19 protein-coding genes are annotated in these 18391 nt (G+C 65.4%); 10 read left to right on the top strand and 9 right to left on the bottom strand.

The window, feature by feature from the left end:
* Window positions 1-272: 272 nt before the first annotated feature.
* The 9 genes from QQS14_RS14900 to QQS14_RS14860 form a co-directional block, all read right to left on the bottom strand.
* Window positions 273-1547, bottom strand: coding sequence for a transcription antitermination factor NusB (locus tag QQS14_RS14900; RefSeq protein ID WP_285907806.1), 1275 nt, complete (start codon window positions 1545-1547; stop codon window positions 273-275).
* Window positions 1548-1647: 100 nt separating this feature from the next.
* Window positions 1648-2004, bottom strand: coding sequence for a PilZ domain-containing protein (locus QQS14_RS14895; protein ID WP_285907805.1), 357 nt, complete (start codon window positions 2002-2004; stop codon window positions 1648-1650).
* A 273-nt stretch (window positions 2005-2277) separates the two neighbouring features.
* Window positions 2278-3261 (bottom strand): class II fructose-bisphosphatase, encoded by a 984-nt coding sequence (gene glpX, locus QQS14_RS14890; protein ID WP_285907809.1) that lies wholly within the window; start codon window positions 3259-3261, stop codon window positions 2278-2280.
* 12 nt (window positions 3262-3273) lie between these two features.
* The gene (gene tkt, locus QQS14_RS14885) at window positions 3274-5241 is read right to left on the bottom strand and encodes a transketolase (protein ID WP_285907804.1); all 1968 of its coding nucleotides are present in this window, start codon (window positions 5239-5241) and stop codon (window positions 3274-3276) included.
* Window positions 5242-5264: 23 nt separating this feature from the next.
* On the bottom strand, window positions 5265-5705 hold the full coding sequence (gene rpiB, locus QQS14_RS14880) for a ribose 5-phosphate isomerase B (RefSeq protein WP_285907803.1): 441 nt from the start codon (window positions 5703-5705) through the stop codon (window positions 5265-5267).
* 41 nt (window positions 5706-5746) lie between these two features.
* Window positions 5747-6058 (bottom strand): hypothetical protein, encoded by a 312-nt coding sequence (locus QQS14_RS14875; protein WP_285907802.1) that lies wholly within the window; start codon window positions 6056-6058, stop codon window positions 5747-5749.
* Window positions 6058-6978, bottom strand: coding sequence for a hypothetical protein (locus tag QQS14_RS14870; RefSeq protein WP_285907801.1), 921 nt, complete (start codon window positions 6976-6978; stop codon window positions 6058-6060). Before QQS14_RS14870 ends, QQS14_RS14875 begins: the two co-directional genes overlap by 1 nt.
* On the bottom strand, window positions 6975-8726 hold the full coding sequence (locus QQS14_RS14865; RefSeq protein WP_285907800.1) for a tetratricopeptide repeat protein: 1752 nt from the start codon (window positions 8724-8726) through the stop codon (window positions 6975-6977). Before QQS14_RS14865 ends, QQS14_RS14870 begins: the two co-directional genes overlap by 4 nt.
* 14 nt (window positions 8727-8740) lie before the next feature.
* Window positions 8741-9853: a sigma-70 family RNA polymerase sigma factor gene (locus QQS14_RS14860; RefSeq protein WP_285907799.1), complete on the bottom strand. Its 1113-nt coding sequence runs from the start codon at window positions 9851-9853 to the stop codon at window positions 8741-8743.
* Window positions 9854-10169: 316 nt separating this feature from the next.
* Here QQS14_RS14860 and QQS14_RS14855 point away from each other — a divergent pair, with 316 nt between their 5' ends.
* From QQS14_RS14855 to QQS14_RS14810, 10 genes are all read left to right on the top strand, one after another.
* Entirely contained in the window at window positions 10170-12581 is a 2412-nt protein-coding gene (locus QQS14_RS14855) for a homocysteine S-methyltransferase family protein (RefSeq protein ID WP_285907798.1), read from the top strand.
* Window positions 12582-12684: 103 nt separating this feature from the next.
* Window positions 12685-13173 (top strand): TlpA family protein disulfide reductase, encoded by a 489-nt coding sequence (locus QQS14_RS14850; protein WP_285907797.1) that lies wholly within the window; start codon window positions 12685-12687, stop codon window positions 13171-13173.
* 13 nt (window positions 13174-13186) lie between these two features.
* Window positions 13187-13645, top strand: a complete 459-nt coding sequence (locus tag QQS14_RS14845) for an N-acetyltransferase (protein WP_285907808.1) — start codon at window positions 13187-13189, stop codon at window positions 13643-13645.
* A gap of 15 nt (window positions 13646-13660) precedes the next feature.
* A complete protein-coding gene (gene hpt / locus QQS14_RS14840; protein ID WP_285907796.1) occupies window positions 13661-14194 on the top strand; it encodes a hypoxanthine phosphoribosyltransferase in 534 nt (177 codons plus the stop codon).
* Between the two features lie 28 nt (window positions 14195-14222).
* Complete coding sequence (locus QQS14_RS14835; RefSeq protein ID WP_285907795.1) at window positions 14223-15452, top strand: DUF3426 domain-containing protein; 1230 nt, start codon at window positions 14223-14225, stop codon at window positions 15450-15452.
* A gap of 281 nt (window positions 15453-15733) precedes the next feature.
* Window positions 15734-16036 (top strand): AtpZ/AtpI family protein, encoded by a 303-nt coding sequence (locus tag QQS14_RS14830; RefSeq protein ID WP_285907794.1) that lies wholly within the window; start codon window positions 15734-15736, stop codon window positions 16034-16036.
* A complete protein-coding gene (locus QQS14_RS14825) occupies window positions 16002-16427 on the top strand; it encodes an ATP synthase subunit I (protein ID WP_285907807.1) in 426 nt (141 codons plus the stop codon). The genes QQS14_RS14830 and QQS14_RS14825 overlap by 35 nt, the downstream gene beginning before the upstream one ends.
* 25 nt (window positions 16428-16452) lie before the next feature.
* On the top strand, window positions 16453-17175 hold the full coding sequence (gene atpB, locus QQS14_RS14820) for a F0F1 ATP synthase subunit A (protein ID WP_285907793.1): 723 nt from the start codon (window positions 16453-16455) through the stop codon (window positions 17173-17175).
* 75 nt (window positions 17176-17250) lie between these two features.
* A complete protein-coding gene (locus tag QQS14_RS14815) occupies window positions 17251-17559 on the top strand; it encodes an ATP synthase F0 subunit C (protein ID WP_285907792.1) in 309 nt (102 codons plus the stop codon).
* Window positions 17560-17669: 110 nt separating this feature from the next.
* Window positions 17670-18302, top strand: a complete 633-nt coding sequence (locus QQS14_RS14810; RefSeq protein WP_285907791.1) for a redox-sensing transcriptional repressor Rex — start codon at window positions 17670-17672, stop codon at window positions 18300-18302.
* Window positions 18303-18391: the final 89 nt, after the last annotated feature.

Genomic DNA, 18391 nt, shown 5'->3' with positions numbered 1-18391 from the left:
ACCCCCATCCCCCCCTTTTCCCAAACTTTTTGGCGGCGCTTCGCGCGGGTGGAATAGCGGCTTGTTGACCAGCGCATTGGCATTCGCCCCCCGCGGTTTGAAGCCGGAAAAACGGCGGACGGCCTGGGAGCGGGGAATGCGGTTGCGCCCGTTTTTTCGGCTTCAAACCGCAAGCCTGGGGTCCAGGGGCCTTAGGCCTCTGGCGGGGCCAGGGCAGCGCCCTGGTCGCCCCGAAGGGGCCGCCGGAGGCTCCCTGATCCAGCCCGCCCTGGTCAGCCCAGGTCCACCAGGGCGCCGTAGAAGAATTCGTTGAGGGGTGAATCCGGCGGCGTGGTCCACTCGGTGCGCAGCGACGCGCCCGGGTGGGTGGCCAGAAAGGCGCGGACCAGTCCCTGGTTCTCGTCGGGGTTGAGGGTGCAGGTGACGATGGCCAGCACCCCGCCGGGCCGGACCTGGGCGGCCGCGTTGTCCAGGATGGCCGCCTGGAGCCGGGTCAGGTCGTCGAGGTCCCGGAGGGTGCGCTTCCACTTGGTGTCCGGCCTGCGCGAGAGCACGCCAAGGCCCGAGCACGGCAGATCGAGCAGCACGGTGCCCGGCGTCCGGGGCGGCGAGTCCGTGGCCGCGTCGGCCGCAAATATCGTGACGTCCGGCATCTCGCGCTCCAGGGCGGCCAGCCTGCCCCGGTGGAGGTCCGAGGCCAGGACTTCGATGCCCTTTTCGCGCAGGATGCGGGTCTTGCCCCCGCGTCCGGCGCAGGCGTCCCAGACCGGCCCGGGCCAGCCCGATGGGTCGAGGCGTTCCATCACCTGGCGCGCGGCAAAGGACTGCCGGGCCAGGGGCGGTTCCGGCTCTTCCTCGAAGACCGTGCCCGGCGGCAGGGCGAAGCTCATCCCCTCGATGTCCATGACCTCGGGCAGGGCGGCCAGCTCGGTGTAGAGTTCGTCCGCCTCGGGGTGGCCGTGGAGGTTGATGCCCAGGGCGGGCGGATTGAGTTGGGCTTCGAGATAGGCCAGGGCGTCCTCCTCGCCGTAGGCCCGCCGCCACAGGTCCGCGATCCACTGGGGGCAGGAGAACCAGCGCGTGAGAAATTCCGGCCCTGAGGCGTCCTTGCGGTAGAAATCCGGGTCGTGGGCGGTCTCGCCCAGTTCTGCCACCCGGCGCAGGACAGCGTTGAACAGGCCCGAGAGCCGGGCGTCGGGCTTGGTCTTGGCGAACTCCACGGCCCAGTCCACGCTGGCGTAGGCGGGAACCTTGTCCAGAAAGACGATCTCGTAGGCGGCCACACCCATGCCCAGCCGCATCTTGGGCGGCAGCCTGGACGGGTCCTTGAGGAACCGGGCCAGGAGGTATTCCAGGCGGCCCTTGTGACGCAGGTAGCCGTAGGCGATCTCGGTGGCCAGCCCGGCGTCGCGCGGGTCGGCTGGCCGGGCCGACAGGGCGGTGTCCAGGGTGGACTGGATGTCCAGGCCGGAGAGCAGGCAGCGGGAGAGGGCCTCCAGGGCGATGCTCCGGGCGGGCGGCAGGGGCTTGGGTGTTTTCGGGTTCATGCCGTGATTCATACCCGCCAAGACCCCGGGGCGCAAGCCACTATATCCGCTCCGCCTGCGTCCCGGGGCACGAAGTGCGACCGGGCGAGGCCGCAGCAGGTCAGAACTTCTCGAATATTTCGAGCAGTTCGTCGTCGATGGCCTCCGGGTCCGGGGCATTGAGCTGCACCAGCCGGTGGAGAAAGGTGAAGCTGACGTCGTCCATCTCGGTGAAGGCCATGGCCGCCTCGTCGCCTTTGGTCCGCCTGATGACGCCGTCCACCACGATGCGCACCCCGGCCGACAGGGGCAGATGCAGCTCGCAGCGTGTGCCCTCGGCGCAGTCGCCGCACCCGGCCAGCAGCGCGCCCTTGAGGCTGAGGTTTCTGGTGCGTACCGGCATGACCACGTCGCCCACGGTGACATAGGCCTCGAACCCGGCCTCCACCCGCGTGTGTCTGCGCTTGTCTTGGGACATGGCTCGCTCCTCCTTGCCTCCCCCATAGCAGAGATTCGGCCCCTCCCGAAAGGGGAGCCGCGAAAAAAAAGGCCGGAACCTTCATGGTCCCGGCCCGATAAACTGGTGGTGGCTGTATGCTTGTGCAAGTCGTGGATTATATCAAACCGCAGGCTGTTCAAAAATGGTGAGATGCAAGGCGCGAAAAAAGGTCAAGGCCGAAGCGTACTCCTGGTACGCGAGGGTTTGACCTTTTTGAAGCAACGCAGCAGATCGCCGTTTTTCAACAGTCGCCTAGTCGTAGTCCACGGCGCTGAAGCGCATCAGAGAGTCCCAGTTGTGCAGGGCCTCCACATAGCGGATGGTGCCGGTCTTGCCGCGCATGACCAGGGACGAGGTTTCGGCCCCGTGGCCGTGGTAGGACACGCCCTTGAGGAAGGTGCCGCCGGAGATGCCGGTGGCCGCGAAGAACAGGTCGTCGCTCTTGACCAGATCAGTGACCGTGAGCACGCGGCGCACGTCCATGCCGAACTCGGCCAGGGCGTTTTTCTCGTCCTGCTTCTGGGGGTCGAGCTTGGCGAACATCTCGCCGCCCATGATGCGGATGGCGATGGCCGAGAGCACGCCCTCGGGGGTGCCGCCGGTGCCCATCATCACGTCCACCTCGCAGCGCGGGTCGATGGCCATGAGGGAGCCGGTGATGTCGCCGTCGGTGTGCAGCTGGATGCGTGCGCCCGCCTCGCGGATTTCGCTGATGAGCTTCTTGTGGCGCGGCTTGTCCAGGACAAAGACCACCAGATCGTCCACGTCCTTGTTCAGGGCGCGGGCGATGAGTTTGAGGTTGTGGCCGGTGGGGGCTTCGATGTCCACCACGTCCTTGGCGGTCGAGGGGACCACGAGCTTTTGCATGTAATAGCTCGGGCCGGGGTCGAACATGGCGCCAGCGGGAGCCACGCCCACCACCGAGATGGCGTTGGGGCGGCCATAGGCGAGGAGGTTGGTCCCTTCAAGGGGGTCCACGGCGATGTCCACCTTGGGCCCCAGGCCCAGGCCGAGCTTTTCGCCGTTGAAGAGCATGGGCGCGTCGTCCTTGGCCCCTTCGCCGATCATGACCCGCCCGTCGATCTCCAGGGTGTTGAAGCACAGGCGCATGGCGTCCACCGCGGCCCGGTCGGCACCGATCTTGTCGCCCTTGCCGAGCCAGCGGGCGCAGGCCAGGGCGGCGGCCTCGGTCACGCGGACGAGGTCCAGGGCAAGGTTTTTCTGGGGGGCTTCCATCATGTGAGACTCCTAGTATTTCTCGCGGATCATTCTGGCAAAGTTCTCGGGCGTGAAGCCGTAGTTGTCGGACAGGGTCTTGCCCGGAGCCGAGGCCCCGAAGTGGTCCAGGCCGAGCACCACGCCGCCAAGGCCCACGTACTTGTGCCACAGGCCGGTGCGACCGGCTTCGGCCGCGGCGCGGGCGGTCACCTCTGGCGGCAATACTTCAGTTTTATACGATTCGGGCTGGTCGTCAAACAGTTTGGCCGAGGGCATGCTGACCACGCGCACCTTGCGGTCAAGGAGTTTGGCCGTGGCCAGGGCCAGGGAGACCTCGGAGCCCGAGGCGATGATGATCAGGTCCGGGGTGCCCTCGCAGTCCTTGAGCACGTATCCGCCCTTGCGCGGGCCGTCGATGATGGCCGGGTATTCGGCCGGGTCGAGCACGGGCAGCCCCTGGCGGGTCAGGAAGATGCACGAGGGATGGCGCGGCTGCGTCAGGGCGATGTCGAGACAGACCGCGGTTTCGTTGGCATCGGCCGGGCGCAGGTCGATGAGGTCCGGGATGAGCCGCAGCGAGCTGACGTGCTCGATGGGCTGGTGGGTCGGCCCGTCCTCGCCCACCCAGAAGGAGTCGTGGGTGAAGACGTAGAGCACGGGCAGATCCTGGAGCGCGGACATGCGGATGGCGTTGCGGCAGTAGTCGGAGAAGGTCAGGAAGGTGGCTCCGAAGGGGAGCAGCCCGCCGTGCAACTGCATGCCGTTCATGATGGCGGCCATGGGGAACTCGCGCACGCCAAAGGCGAGGTTGCGCGCCTTGTGGCCGTCCACCCCGAAGTCGCCGTAGGTGGTGCGGAAGGTCATGGTCTGGTTGGACGGGTCCAGGTCCGCGCTGCCGCCCACCAGGGTGGGCAGGGAGTCGGAGACCGCGTCGAGGCACTTGCCCCAGGCCTGCCGGGTGGCCACGCTTTCGCCCGGAGTGAAGGACGGCCACTTTATGGAAAGCTCGGGCCGGGGCCGGACCACATGGGTCCACAGGGCGGCGAAGTCGGCGTCCCTGGCCAGCTTCGCGTCCAGGCGGGTCTGCCAGTCGGCCGCCTTGGCGCGCAGGCCGTCGAAGCGGGCGCGGTAGGCGTCGAGCACATCGGCCGGGACGTGGAACGCCTCGTCGGACAGGCCGAGCTTCTTCTTGGTGGCCGCGATCTCGTCGGCCTTGAGCGGCTCGCCGTGGGTCTTGTGGCTGCCCTCCATGGTGGCGCACCCCTTGGCCATGACCGTGTGCCCGATGATCAGGGTGGGCTTGTCGGTCTCCTCGCGCGCCGACCGGATGGCCGTGCGGATTGCCTCGTGATCGTGGCCGTCCACCTCGATGACCTGCCAGCACAATCCCTCAAAGACCTTCCTGTGGTCGGTGCAGTCCGCCTTGCAGGTGGGACCGGCCAACTGGATCTTGTTGGAATCATAGAAGACCACGAGCTTGCCCAGGTTCCACAGCCCGGCCAGGGAGGCCGCCCCCATCGCGATGGGCTCCTGTAGGTCGCCGTCTGATGCCAGGGCGTAGGTGTAGTGGCTCATGGCGTCCTGGCCCAGGCGGGCGCGCAGGTGCGCCTCGGCCGCGGCAAAGCCCACGGACATGGCGAAGCCCTGGCCCAGGGGGCCGGTGGTGGCCTCCACCCCGGGGGTCAGATGGACCTCGGGGTGGCCGGGGGTCAGGGAGCCGAGCTGGCGGAAGTTCTTGATGTCGTCCATGGAGATGAAGCCGTTCAGGTGCAACAGGCTGTAGAGGAGCATGGACTCGTGCCCGGCCGAGAGGATGAAGCGGTCGCGGTTGAACCAGGCCGGGTCGTCGGGATTGAATTCGAGGAACTCGGAGAAGAGGATGGTGGCGAAGTCGGCCGAGGACATGGCCCCGCCGGGATGGCCGGAATTGGCCTTGGCAACGCCGTCCATGATCAACCCCTTGACCACGGCGACGGTCTTGTCCGTCATGTTCTGCATGGTGGAACCCTTCTTGAGTGGTGTTATTCGGAGACGGTGTCCATGAGGTCGATGCGCCGCTGGTGCCGCTCGCCCCCGAACCCGGTTTCCAGAAACGTCTTGAGAATGGCCAGGGCCAGCCCCTGGCCGGTGACGCGCTCGCCCAGGCAGAGGATGCGCGCGTCGTTGTGCTCGCGGGCCATGCGCGCGAGAAATTCGTTGGTACACAGGGCGGCGCGCACGCCCAACCGGTTGGCGGTCATGGTCATGCCCTGGCCCGTGCCGCAGATGAGCACGCCCAGCGCGTCATCGTCTGCCTTGATCCGCTTCACCACCCTGGCCGCGAACAGGGGATAGTCGCACGAATCGGTGCAGTCCGGCCCCTGGTCCTCGACAGTGTGGCCCCAGTCTGTCAGGGCCTTGATCAGCGCCTGCTTGAGGGTGAAGCCCCCGTGGTCCGAGCCGATGACGATGGTTTTCTTCACCGCGCAATTCTCCCTTGGATGTCGGTCCGCGCCGCTGGTCTTTAGTCGCCTTCGCCGCGCAGGGGGCGCATGCGCGCCTCGCGGTCCTGGGCCAGTTCGGCCTTGAGGGTCTCTATCTCCTCCTTGAGGAAGGAAATCTGCCCGAGGCATTGATCCTTTTCTTCCTTGCGCCCCCTGGGCTGCTCCGCGATGCGCCCGAGGGTGGCATATTCCCGTTCCAGCTCTTTTTCAAGCCTGCTGATCTCGAAACGGCCGAGCACGGAGCGGGTCAGCCAGCCCATTTCGGCCAGCCAGGTCTTCAGTCCGAGCAGGAAGACATCCAGTATTGATTCGTCCTTGTTCATGCTGCTCATCACTTGTCCTCGTCTGTCGCGGGCATGCCCGCGTCCTGCGGCTTGGTGACGTTGTCCAGCCGGTACAGCCGGGTGTCCTCCGGCAGTTCGAGCCCGGTGGCCCTGGCGGGCCAGGGTGCAACCTTAAACTCTCGCGACGCGATGCGCAAGACGCCTGTTTCGCCATCGTCCATGGCCAGGGTCAGCCGTCCCGGCATGGGCGGGCGCGCCCCGCCTTCTTCATATGTATTGATCTCCAGCCGCCAGGATCGCCGGGCCGGGCCTGCGTCGCCCGCGTCCGTCCTTGCGGCGGCCACCGTGCCCTCGACGAGCACGGGCCTGCCCGCCCTGTCGAGGCCGATGCGGTGGACTCCGGTGGTTCCGGTGCCGCCGTCGGCCCGGGCCAGCTGGTGGTCCACCACATAGGTGAAGCCCGCGCCCTCGGGCGCGCCCAGTTCAAAGGTCTCGGGCATCAGCCCGGCGAAGTCGCCCGCGCAGACCCGGGCCAGCAGGGCCAGGGAAAAGGGAAAGGGCATGCCAAGACGGGTGGCGCCCAGCACCGGGTCGGCGTGGGTGTAGGCGGTCTTTTGCTCGGGATAGAAGATGGTCAGGCCGTCCCCGTCCTCGCGGATGTGGGCCAGGGAGGTGCCGATGCCTGCGGCCACGTCGAGGCGCATGGGGCCGTCGAAGTCGCCCCAGATGGAGAACTGGGTGCGGTTGGTGCGCCGGGCGGGCACGACCCGGGTGTAGTAGAGAGACCCCTTGGCCAGGATGGCGGGGCGGGCCGGGGGCGCGCAGGAATCGCGCCGCATCACGGCCCAGGCGCTGGGAGGGTCGGCCATCACGGGCAGCCGGGCCGCGCGCGGGGCGCAGCCAAGGGCAGACCCCATGACCACGAGCAGGGCCAGGGCCGCAAGCGAGGGGAGGCGGTGCGCCATCATAGGCCCTGCAACTTCTTTCTGACGGCGTCGGGGTGGGGGGAGCCGAGCCTGATGGCGTTGCGGTAGCCCTTGCGCGCCTCGGCCTTCTTGCCCATGGCCCGGGCGATGTCGCCGTAGTGCTCCCAGATGACCGGGTCGCTGTCCACGATATCCACGGCGTAACCTATGTTTTCCCACGCCTTGGCGTGGTTGCCCAGCTTGAAGTGGACCCAGGCCACGGAGTCGAGGATGTAGCCGTTTTCAGGGTCGAGGAGGGAGGCCTTTTCGACCAGGACCAGGGCGCGTTCGAGTTCGCGCCCCTCCTCGGCCAGGGTGTAGCCCACGAAGTTGAGGGCGTTGCTGTTGTCCGGGTGTTCGCGCAGGACGCCTTCCATCAGGGCCAGCCCGTCGTCGCGGCGGCCCCGCACATCATAGAGCATGGCCAGTTCGTAGGACAGGTCCGGGTCTCCCTTGAGCCGGTCGAGGCCCTGGCGCAGCACCTGCTCGGCCCCGTCGGTGTCGCCGCCGCCCTTGAGCAGGGCGGATTCGAGGATGTAGAAGATGGTCAGGTCCGGGAAGGCCGCCTTGCCCTTGCGGGCCGTGGCCAGGGCCTCGTCCTCCTTGCCCATGGCGTTTTGCATCTGGGCCTTGAAGCGCAGGGCATGGGGATAGAGCCGGTCGTCCGGGTTGACCTTGCCCAGGAAGGAAAGGGCCTTGGCCGGGTCGCCTTCGCCGTCGTTGGCGATGACCGCCTTGTAGAAGTAATATTCGGCCGGGACCTCGCCTTCCGAGGTGAGCATGTCCAGGGCGGTGGAGCCCTGGGCGAAAAAGCCGTCGTTGATGAACATGAGCACCGCATCGAGGATGAAGGACTTGCTGCGGGGGCCGTCCAGAGTCACCGCCAGGGCGCGCGCGGGGTTGTTCAGCTTGAGGTTCAGGCCGATGATCCGCAGCCGGGCCTCGGGATACTGCTCGCCCCGCTCCAGGATGCGGACATAGGTCTTTTCGGCGGACACGAAGTCCTTGGCCAGTTCATACTGGTAGGCCAGCTCCACCAGGGCCTCGGTGAAGGTTTCGTCCATGGCCGCGGCCTTGGTCAGGCTGGCGATGGCCGCCTTGCGCATGCCCAGCGCGCCCTGGGCGCGGCCCATGGCAAAGAGGGTGTCGGGCGAGCGCTGGTCGGCGGGGATCTTCTTGAGGGCGTCCAGGGCCTGGGCCTCGCGGCCCGCGTCCAGCAGCAGTTGGCCCAGTCGCTCCCGGGCCTGGTGGTCGTCGGGCTTTCTTGAGAGGTAGTCCTCCATGACGTCCACGGCCTCGTTCACCCGGTCGTCCATGACATAGGTGTTGGCCAGGTAGACGGTCAACAGCTGGTCGTCGGGGAACTTCTCCAGCCCGTCCTTGAGGGTCTGGCGCGACCGTGCCGTGCCCTCGGGGTCGTTCCAGGTGAATCCGGCCTTTTCGAGATAGAGCTGGGGCGTGGGGGCCTCCACGAGCAGGCGGTCCAGGGCGGCCTCGGCCCTGGCCGCGATCTCGGCCACCTCCGTATCGGTGAGTGGGCTGCGCCCGCCCTCGGCCATGTGCCGCTGCAGCCGCTGCAACTGGTCCTGATAGACCAGGAAGTCGTAGTTCAGCCGGGCCTCGGGGGTCAGGGCCCGCGCCTTGGGGAGCGGCATCTGCTCGCTCTTGGCCGCGCAGGCCGAAAGCCCCGCCAGCGACAGGATGAGCAGAAGGAGCGGCAGCAGTGGGCCAAGTCGGTATGTGCGTGTCATGCGATCATCCGTGGTTAGTCGTGTTCGAGCACCCAGTCTTTGGAAAATCCCTTGATCTTTTCGGTCATGTGCTCGCGTATCTTGGCGATGAGCCGGGCCTCGATCTGGCGGACGCGCTCGCGGGTGACGTCGAAGCGCTCGCCGATCTCGCGCAGGGTGATCGGGTCGTCGGAGAGCAGCCGTTCGTCCAGGATGGCCAACTCCTTGTCGTTGAGCGTGGGCCTGATGGCCTTGAGGTTCTCCAGGAGCAGATCCACGATCTGGTCGTTGGCCAGCGATTCCTCGATGCCCGGGCCAAGGGAGGGCAGAAAATCCATGCGCGTGGCGTCCGAGTCCTCGCCCAGGGGCGCGTTGAGGGACATGTCGTTTCTGGACAGGCGCTGGTCCATCTCGTCGATCTCGGTCTCGCTGACCCCGAGGCTCTTGCTCAGCGCCTCGGTGGTGGGGTCGAAGCCCATGGCCTGGAGGCGCTGGCGCTCCTTGTTCAGATTGTAGAAGAGCTTGCGCTGGGTCTGGGTGGTGCCCACCTTGACCATGCGCCAGTTGTCCATGATGTGCTTGAGGATGTACGCCTTGATCCAGAAGGCCGCATAGTAGGAGAACTTGATGCCCTTCTCGGGGTCGAACCGGGTCACCGCCTTGAGCAGGCCCACATTGCCCTCCTGGATCAGGTCCAGGGCGTTCTGCATCCAGCGGCGCTGGAAGTCCATGGCGATCTTGACCACCAGCCGCAGATGGGAGGAAACGAGCTTGAAGGCCGCGTCCTGGTCGTTCTCGTCCTGCACGCGCTTGGCCAGGGCGTATTCCTCGTCGGGGTCGAGCATGGGAAAGCGCGCGATCTCCCTGAGATAGATCTGGAGCGGGTCGCGGACCCGGACCTCCTTGGACGAGGCGGTCACAAAGGCGGGCAGCCGCGTCTCGGGCGGATCGAATCGGGCGGGCAGCGAGGCGCCGGGTGGGTCGTCTCCGTCGTCCGGGGTCAGGTCGATGTCCGGCTCGTTGTCGAGATCGAGATCGTCGTCCAGGCCGTCGTCCAAATCGGGGTCGGCCAGGTCCAACTCCTCGTCCACCAGTTCGGCGTCCATGGGTTCGATGTTTTGGGTGGATGTGTTGCGTGGGGTTGTCATGGTCGCATGCCGCGGGCGTCGGCTGCCCGGTTCAATACTGATATATAAAGAGTGAAAAATAGGACAGTATAGTTTTTGTTTGTCCTTTTCAATGATTTTCGCTACCTCGGGGCAGGCGGAACCCCGACCCCCAAAGGCTTTTCCCGCCCCGGCCCGGTGCGGAAAAGACTTGCCCCGGGTCGGAGGCGCGTATATATCTGGATATCTTGATATACAAATACGGCGGCAATGCAGCCCGTCCCGGTCGGGGCTGCGGCCGCTGGGCGGCCCGGCCCGGACGTTTCCGGCCAGCCGCCCGCAAGCCCGGGAGGAACCAGTGCCCGATTTCAGATCCATTCTGCGCGATGACAGAATATATTTCTTCGATGGCGGCTACGGCACCCTGCTCCAGGCCAGGGGCCTGCCCGCCGGGCTCTCGCCCGAGCTGTGGGGGCTTGCCGCCCCGGAGGTCATCCGGGGAGTGCATCGGGATTATCTCGAGGCCGGGGCCGACATCCTGACCACCAACACCTTTGGCGGCTCGCGGCCCAAGCTGGGGCTCGGCGCCGACCCCTACGCCCTCAATCTGGCCATGACCCGCATCGCCCGGGAGGTGGCCGGGGGCCGCGCCTTTGTGGCCGCGTCCATCGGCCCCACCGGCCATTTTGTCGAGCCGCTGGGCGACCTGACCTTCCGCGAGCTGGTGGAAATCTTCCGGGAGCAGATCCGGGGGTGCGTGGACGGCGGGGCAGACCTTATCCTGGGCGAGACCCATTTCGATCTGGCCGAGGCCCGGGCCGTGGTGGTGGCCGCCCGGCTGGAGTGCCGGCTGCCCGTGGCCATGTCCATGACCTTTGAGGGCGAGGCCAGCCTGACCGGCACCTCGCCCCTGACCTTTGTGGACACCATGCAGAACATGGGTGTGGAACTCATCGGCACCAACTGCTCGGCCGGGCCTGAGCGCATGTGCGACACCCTGGCCGCCTGGGCGCCCCGTCTGACCACCCCGAGCTTTGCCGAGGCCAACGCGGGCCTGCCCGAGCTGGACGATGCGGGCAACACCGCGTTTCGCCTCGCGCCCGAGCCCTTTGCCGAGCAGGCGGCCCGGTTCGCCGACCTGGGGGCCAAGTTCATCGGCGGCTGCTGCGGCACCACGCCCGAGCACATCCGCGCCCTGCGGGCCAAGGTGGGCGATGCGTCCTGGCGCAGGCCCGAGCCCAGCGACGACGCGTGCATGGTCCTCACCTCGCGCTCGGTGTCCGTGCCCATCGGCTTTTCCCACCCGGGCGTGATCATCGGCGAGCGCATCAACCCCACGGGCAAGCCGCAGCTCATCGCCGAATTGCAGGAGGGCATCCACACCGAGGCCGTGCGCTTCGCGGCCGAGCAGATCGAGCTGGGCGCGCCGGTCCTCGACGTCAACGTGGGCGCGCCCATGGTGGACGAGAAAACGCTGCTTCCGGGGTTGATCAAGACCCTCATCGGCCGCTTCACCGCGCCCCTGGCCATCGATTCCAACGACTCGGCCGCCGTGGAGGCCGGGCTGTGGGTCTATCCCGGTTCCCCCCTGGTCAACTCCATCTCCGGCGAGCCGGGGAAGATGGAGGCCCTTGGCCCCCTGTGCAAGCGTTTTGGCGCGCCCTTCATCCTCCTGCCCATCGTGGGCCGCAAGCTCCCGGTCACGGCCAGGGAGCGGCTGGCGGTCATCGAGGACCTGCTGGTGGAGGCCGAGGGGCTGGGCATCCCCAGGCGGCTGATCATGGTGGACGCCCTGGCCCTGACCGTATCCTCCAAACCCGAGGCCGCGCGCCATTCCCTGGAGGTCATGCGCTACTGCCGCGACGAGTGGGGCCTGCCCACCACCATCGGGCTGTCCAACATCTCCTTTGGCCTGCCCGCGCGCGAGTTGCTCAACTCCACCTTCCTGTCCCTGTCCATGGCCGCGGGCCTGTGCTCGTTCATCTCCAATCCCAATTCCGCCCGCATCCAGGAGACCCTGCACGCGGCCGAGGTGCTGCTGGGCCGCGACCCCCAGGCCGCCCGCTACATCGGCCGCTTCTCGACCTGGACCGATGGCGGGGGCGGGGTTGCCGCGCCCGTGGCCAGCGGCGGGTCGCAGACGCCGGATCTGCCGCCGGTGCAGGCGGCGGTGATCAAGGGCGACAAGGACGGCGTGGTCGCCCTGGTGGAGGCCGAGCTGGCCCGGGGCACGACGGCCATGAGCATCGTCAACGACCTGCTCATCCCCGGCATCCTGGCCGTGGGCGAAAAATACGAGCGCAAGGAATACTTCCTGCCCCAGTTGCTCCAGTCGGCCGAGACCATGCAGACGGCCTTTGCCCGGCTCAAGCCCCTGCTGGAGGCCGAGGGCGGCGGGGAGCGCAAGCCCGTGGTGGTCATGGCCACGGTGGAGGGCGACATCCACGACATCGGCAAGAACATCGTCTGCCTGATGCTCAAGAATCACGGCTTCGAGGTGGTGGACCTGGGCAAGGACGTGGCCGCAGAGCGCATCGTGGATGCGGCTGCCGAACACGGCGCGGCCATCATCGGGCTCTCGGCCCTGATGACCACCACCATGGTCCGCATGGAGGACACGGTGAAGCTGGTGCGCGAGCGCGGGCTGGACACCCGGGTGATCATCGGCGGGGCCGTGGTCACGGAAAAGTTCTGCACGGCCATCGGTGCGGACGGCTGGTCCACCGACGCGGTCCGGGCAGTCAAACTGGCCCAAAGCCTTGTCGCATAGACGCACTGGCATTGTTTTTCGCGGACGGGGGAGACGCCCCGTCCGCGCTTTTATTTGCCAACCAACTCTGCTAGGGTGTCCGCACACGAACACGAGGTGATGCATGAGCAAGTTTCGGCGGCTCGCCGCCATGATCGCATTGGGCTTTGTGCTGCTGGCCTGTTCCGGCGGTGCGGAAGGGGAGTCCCCGGCCGCGAAGGGTTTCCCGGCCATGGATTCGGCCGGGCTCGACACCTATCTGGCGCAGAGCGCGGGCAAACCGTCGATCCTGTTCTTCTGGACCACGTGGTGCCCGTCGTGCAAGCAGCAGATCGCCGAGATGGAGCGCCTCCACGCCTCGCGCGGGGCCGATGTCAACATCCTCAGCATCTCGCTGGACGAGGACGAGGCGGCCCTGCACGCCTTCTTCAAGGACAAGGCCACGACCCTGCCCGTGTTCCACGGCGACCAGAGCCTGGCGGCCCGGTTCAAGGTGGAGGCCATCCCCACCCTGGCGGTGTTCGACGCCGGGGGCAATCAGATATTTTCGCGGGCCGGGGTCTTTCCCCTGCCCATGCTCGAAGCGCTGGCAGACCAGCTGACCAGTCGGTGACGCCGTGTCGCGCATGATCCGCAAGGCCCGCATCCAGGACGTCAAGGCCATCCATTCCCTGCTCATGCACCGCGAGGAGCATGACGGGCTGGTGCTGCCCCGCTCCTTCAGCCAGCTCTATTCGCACCTGCGCGACTTCTTTGTGGCCGTGGACGACCAGGGCACGGTCATCGGCTGCTGCGCCCTGAACATCATCTGGGAGAATCTGGCAGAAATCCGCTCCCTGGTGGTGGTGCCCGAGCACCGGGGCAAGCGACTGGGCCGCAAGCTGGTGGAGGCCTGCCTGAGCGAGGCCGTGACCCTTGGCATCTTCAAGGTCTACACCCTCACCGAGCAGACCGGGTTCTTCGCCCACCTGGAATTCGTGCAGGAGAACATGGACGCCCTCAACCAGAAGGTGTTTGCAGACTGCCTCAACTGCCCGCGCTTTCCGGACCACTGCAATGAAGTGGCCATGGTCATGGCCCTCTAACCCCGACAACGACACATGGGACACAAACTCACACCGTTCATCACCGCCGACCAGCTGGCCGCCCGCGTGGAAACCCTGGGCCGGGAGGTGGCTGCCAGCTACCAGGGCGACGGCTCGCTGGTCTGCATCTGTGTGCTCAAGGGTGCGTTTCTCTTCTTTTCGGACCTGATCCGCAGGATAGACCGCCCAATCGAGGTGGACTTTGTCCGCCTGGCCAGCTACGGCACGGCCGTGTCGCGCGGGGAGGACATCGTTTTTTCCAAGGATCTCGAAATCTCCATCGAGGGCAAGGATGTGCTTGTCATCGAGGACATCGTGGACACCGGCCACTCCATGGACTTCCTGCTCCATGTCCTGCGCAGGCGCAATCCGAAGAGTTTGAAAATATGCGCGCTTATTGATAAGCATGAGCGGCGGGAAAAAAAAGTGACCGTCGATTTCTCCGGGTTCAAGCTCAGCGAGGGGTTCATCGTGGGCTATGGCCTCGACTATGCCGAGCGCTACCGGGAGCTGGACGGAATTTACGAGTTGTCCACGGATAACGGATAGTTAAAACGGCCCCATTGGAGACAGAAACATGATCGTCACCTGCCCGAACTGCCAGACCAGGTACAACCTTCCGGACGAGAAGGTCCCAGCCAAAGGCGCCAAGGTCAAGTGCTCCAAGTGCACCCATGTTTTCAAGACGCCTCCACCCCAGGCCATGCCCGAGGACGAGGTGGAGAGCCTTTTCGAGCAGGAGGCCGCCAGCCCGGACACCCGGGCCGGGGAGCAGTTCGACGAGACCTTCGACGAGGTGGCATCGGCCGGTGCGGCCGCCAAGGGGGCGGCAGGCGCACCCCCCAAGGCCAAGGCTCCCAAAGGGGCTGTCGGAGACGACGAGTTTCCCGAAGCGCCCGAGGAGCCCGGAGACGTGCCCGAGCCCGGGCTGGGCGAGGACATGCCGGGCATGGACGACCTCTTTGACGACGACGAGGGCGACGCCACGGGGCATGACGGTCTCTTTGACGACGATCAGGCCGAAATACCCAAAGACGCGGACGACGCGGCGGGCGATCTCTTTGAAGACACGGACGATGATGCCGACACCGGGGCCGACGACGACCTCTTCGCCAGCGACGATGAGGGCGGGCCCGAGTCAGACCTGGACGAGGAGGAAGGCGGATATGACGACGAGGACGACGCCCGGGGTTTCGGCCTGGACGACGAGCCCGCGCGCAAGGGCAGCCGCTCCCTCGGCTGCCTGATCGTGCTCCTGGTGCTCGCCCTTGGCCTGGGCGCGGCCGTGTACTTCAAGGCGTGGACCCTGGTCGGCATCGACCCGGCCGCCTATTTCCAGAACGTCCCCTATGTGGGCAGGCTGTTCATGGAGCCGACCGTCGGCTCGGACGCGGCCCCGGGCGAGTCCCCGGCCGACAGGGTGCGCCGCATCGAGCTCAAGAACGTCAAACAGTATTACGTGGCCAACGAGAAAACAGGCAACATCTTCGTGGTCGAGGGCAAGGCGGTCAACGCCTTTTCCACGCCCAAGGAACGCATCCGGGTCGAGGTGGTCCTCTACGATGAGGCGGGCACGGTCCTTGCCTCCCAGTCGTTCCTGTGCGGGAACGTCCTCTCCCAGTTCCAGTTGCAGGTGCAGACCCAAAAGGAGATCGAGGACGGCCTGGCCAGCGAGGTGGGCATCCTCTCCAACAACACCTTCATCAGGCCGGAATCGTCCACGCCGTTCATGGCGGTGTTCTTTCAGCCGCCAGTCAACGTCAAGGAATTCCTGGTCAAGGTGGTGGACGTGGGCGACCCGAGTTGATCGTGCCGCGCCGACGCGGGGAGGGCGGCCGCGCCGCCCCGCGCCTGCAATCGCCTGGGCGGGCCTGTCGCGGTCAGGGGCCACGTCCCCGGGAAGCAAGGATTTTCGGGCCGCCGGCAGGGGCCTTTGTTCGACGAAAAAAGGAGTCGTTTGCCGGAAAAACGCATTGACGTGAATTGACCGCCTGTGCTACTTCTCCACAACTTGTGAAGGATTGCACGAATGGCCGATTCCGTGCGTGAGGGGCTTTCCCGCGACGGTGACGGCTACAGGACGCAAGCATGTTCTTTTCAAAAGACGGTCGCTGGACAAATGTCGTGCAGGTCGGTGGTGCCGCCAGCACGATGGGGCTTCACATCGTGTCGGCCACCGTTGTCGGCCTCGCCATAGGATACTTTCTGGATGACGTCTTCGGGACCAAGCCCTGGCTGATCATGATCTTCTTCCTTTTCGGAGTCATGGCCGGGTTCAAGATGGTGATCGAGGATTTCAGGAAGCTCCAGCGGCGCGAAGAGGCCAGAAAAAAGGGTTCTTTGAAACAGAATGGAGATGAAAGTGCTGGAGATGATCAATCAGCGGGTTGAGCCGCTGCTCGTGAAGAGCGGCTTTGATCGGCCCGATGTGCGAATCCTCGTCCGCAACCAGATATACGTGTCGCTGGGGTCCTCTCTAGTGATCGTGCTGGTGACACTTGCATCCCGATGGTCTCTCGCCTTTGCGGCCGGGGCGGTTCTCGCCCTCGTCAACTTCTGGGCGCTTGCCCGCGTCGTCGAGATGTTGATACGGACGCAGGGAGGGGGACCGCGATCACTGTTTGTCATATTCATGGTGAAGATGGCTCTGAGCGGGCTGGCCTTGTATTGGCTGATCGGAGTCGAACGTGTTCCCCATTGGGGGCTGATCGCAGGTCTTGGAACCGTGGTGGTGAATGTCGCCGCGACCGGCCTGGTTCAGGTGGGGCGAAAAAAGGCCTAGGCTGATCTTTTAAGGAGGCTTGGATATGGGTTTCTCAGGCGGATTACCGCATCCTCTCTTGTACATGGACATTCTCAAGAGCATTGGCCACTGGGGCGCCAGTGTCGAGACGGCGCTCGGCGTGGAGAGCATCAACCATGTGCTCTACATGTGGCTGTGCATGGGCATTCTCTTTGCCCTGGGCATGATTGTTCGCGGCCGGTTGCAGCTCGTTCCCGGCGGCTTGCAGAATGTCTTCGAGACCATCATCGGCGGTCTTGAGAATTTCGTGGTTTCCAACGTCGGCCAGCAGGGCAGGCAGTTCATGCCGCTGCTGTGCACCATCTTCCTGTTCATCCTGACCATGAACTGGATCGGCCTTGTTCCGGGTTGCGATGCGCCCACCGCCAACATCAACACGCCTGCGGCCATGGCCATCATCGTGTTCGTGTTCTATCAGGCAGTGGGCATCAAGAAATGGGGATTCGGCTACATCAAGCACTTCATGGGCCCGGTCAGCTTCCTGGCCCCGCTCATGCTGATCCTTGAGCCCATCTCCCACATCGCCCGGCCGCTGAGCCTGACCCTTCGTCTCTTTGGCAACATCCGCGGCGAGGAAATCGTTCTCATCCTGATGTTCATGCTGGCTCCGCTGCTTGGCTCGCTGCCCATGTACATTCTCTTCCTGCTGGCCAAGACCATCCAGGCGTTCATCTTCTTCATGCTGACCATGCTCTACCTGCAGGGTGCCGTGGAACACGCTCACTAGGCCGGACGGGCTGAATTTGGGGAAATGGTCCTCGGACCAAAACTATATTACACGATTCCATTTGGAGGATTCACAATGAAGATCACGAAAGTTCTGTTCACCACCATGGCCATGCTTCTGGTTGCTTCCGTTGCCTTTGCCGCTGATGGCGACACCGCCCTCATGTCCGCCAAGGCCTACGCCACCGCGCTGGGCATGGGTCTGGCCGCCGGTCTGTGCGGCATCGCCCAGGGCATGGGCGTCAAGGGCGCCTGCGAAGGCATCGCCCGCAACCCCGAGGCCGCCGGCCAGCTGTCCACCACCCTGATCCTGGGCCTGGCCTTCATCGAGTCTCTGGCCATTTACGCCCTGGTCGTCAACCTGATCCTGCTCTTCGTCGTCTAGTTCGATAGACAGCGACTCCAAGGGAGGCTTCGGCCTCCCTTTTTTAAGCACCGACATGTTCCAAAATTCACATGGCCGGGGCTTCCGGACTTTGAAAGAGACGCTATTCAATGAAAAGTGAACATATCCCAAAGGCGACCATCGGGCGTCTGGCTGTTTACATCCAGGTGCTCGAAAATCTGCTGAGGGACGGCAACGAGGTCATCTCGTCCGAGAAGCTGGCCCGGGCCTGCTCTGTCAACTCGTCGCAGATACGCAAGGACCTTGCGTACTTCGGCGAGTTCGGCGTGCGCGGGGTCGGCTACTACGTCCAGGAACTCATCACCTCCATCAAGCAGTCCCTGGGCATCGACAGGGTCTGGAAGTGCGCCCTGATCGGGGTGGGCAACATGGGCACGGCCCTGCTGCGCCACCACGATTTCGAGCGCCGGGGCTTCCATATCGCCGCCGCCTTTGATTGCGACCCGGACAAGATCGGGCGCGAATTCGAGGACCTGGAGATTGTCTGCCCCACCCATCTGGTGGAGCAGGCCCCGGAACTGGGCCTTGAGATCGGCATCATCACCACCCCGCCCGACCGCGCCCAGCGCGCGGCAAACCATCTGGTGGACGCCAACATTCGCGGCATCATCAACTTCGCCCCGGCTCGGATCAACGTGCCGCCGCATATCCCCGTCGAATACGTGGATTTCTTCGACCACCTCTATTCCATCGCCTTCCAGATCACCCTGGGCAACGACTGAGCGTACGCGTGTCGAGCGCCTGAACCCGGCTCTGGAAAGCGGCCGGGCCGTGTCGCATTGCGCCCGGCCCGGTTGCGGGTGTATGGGAG

The sequence above is a fragment of the Pseudodesulfovibrio pelocollis genome (assembly GCF_030282845.1).
Lineage (GTDB): Bacteria > Desulfobacterota > Desulfovibrionia > Desulfovibrionales > Desulfovibrionaceae > Pseudodesulfovibrio > Pseudodesulfovibrio pelocollis.
Note: the sequence above shows the minus strand (reverse complement) of the source record. Positions and strands in the feature narration are given on the sequence as shown.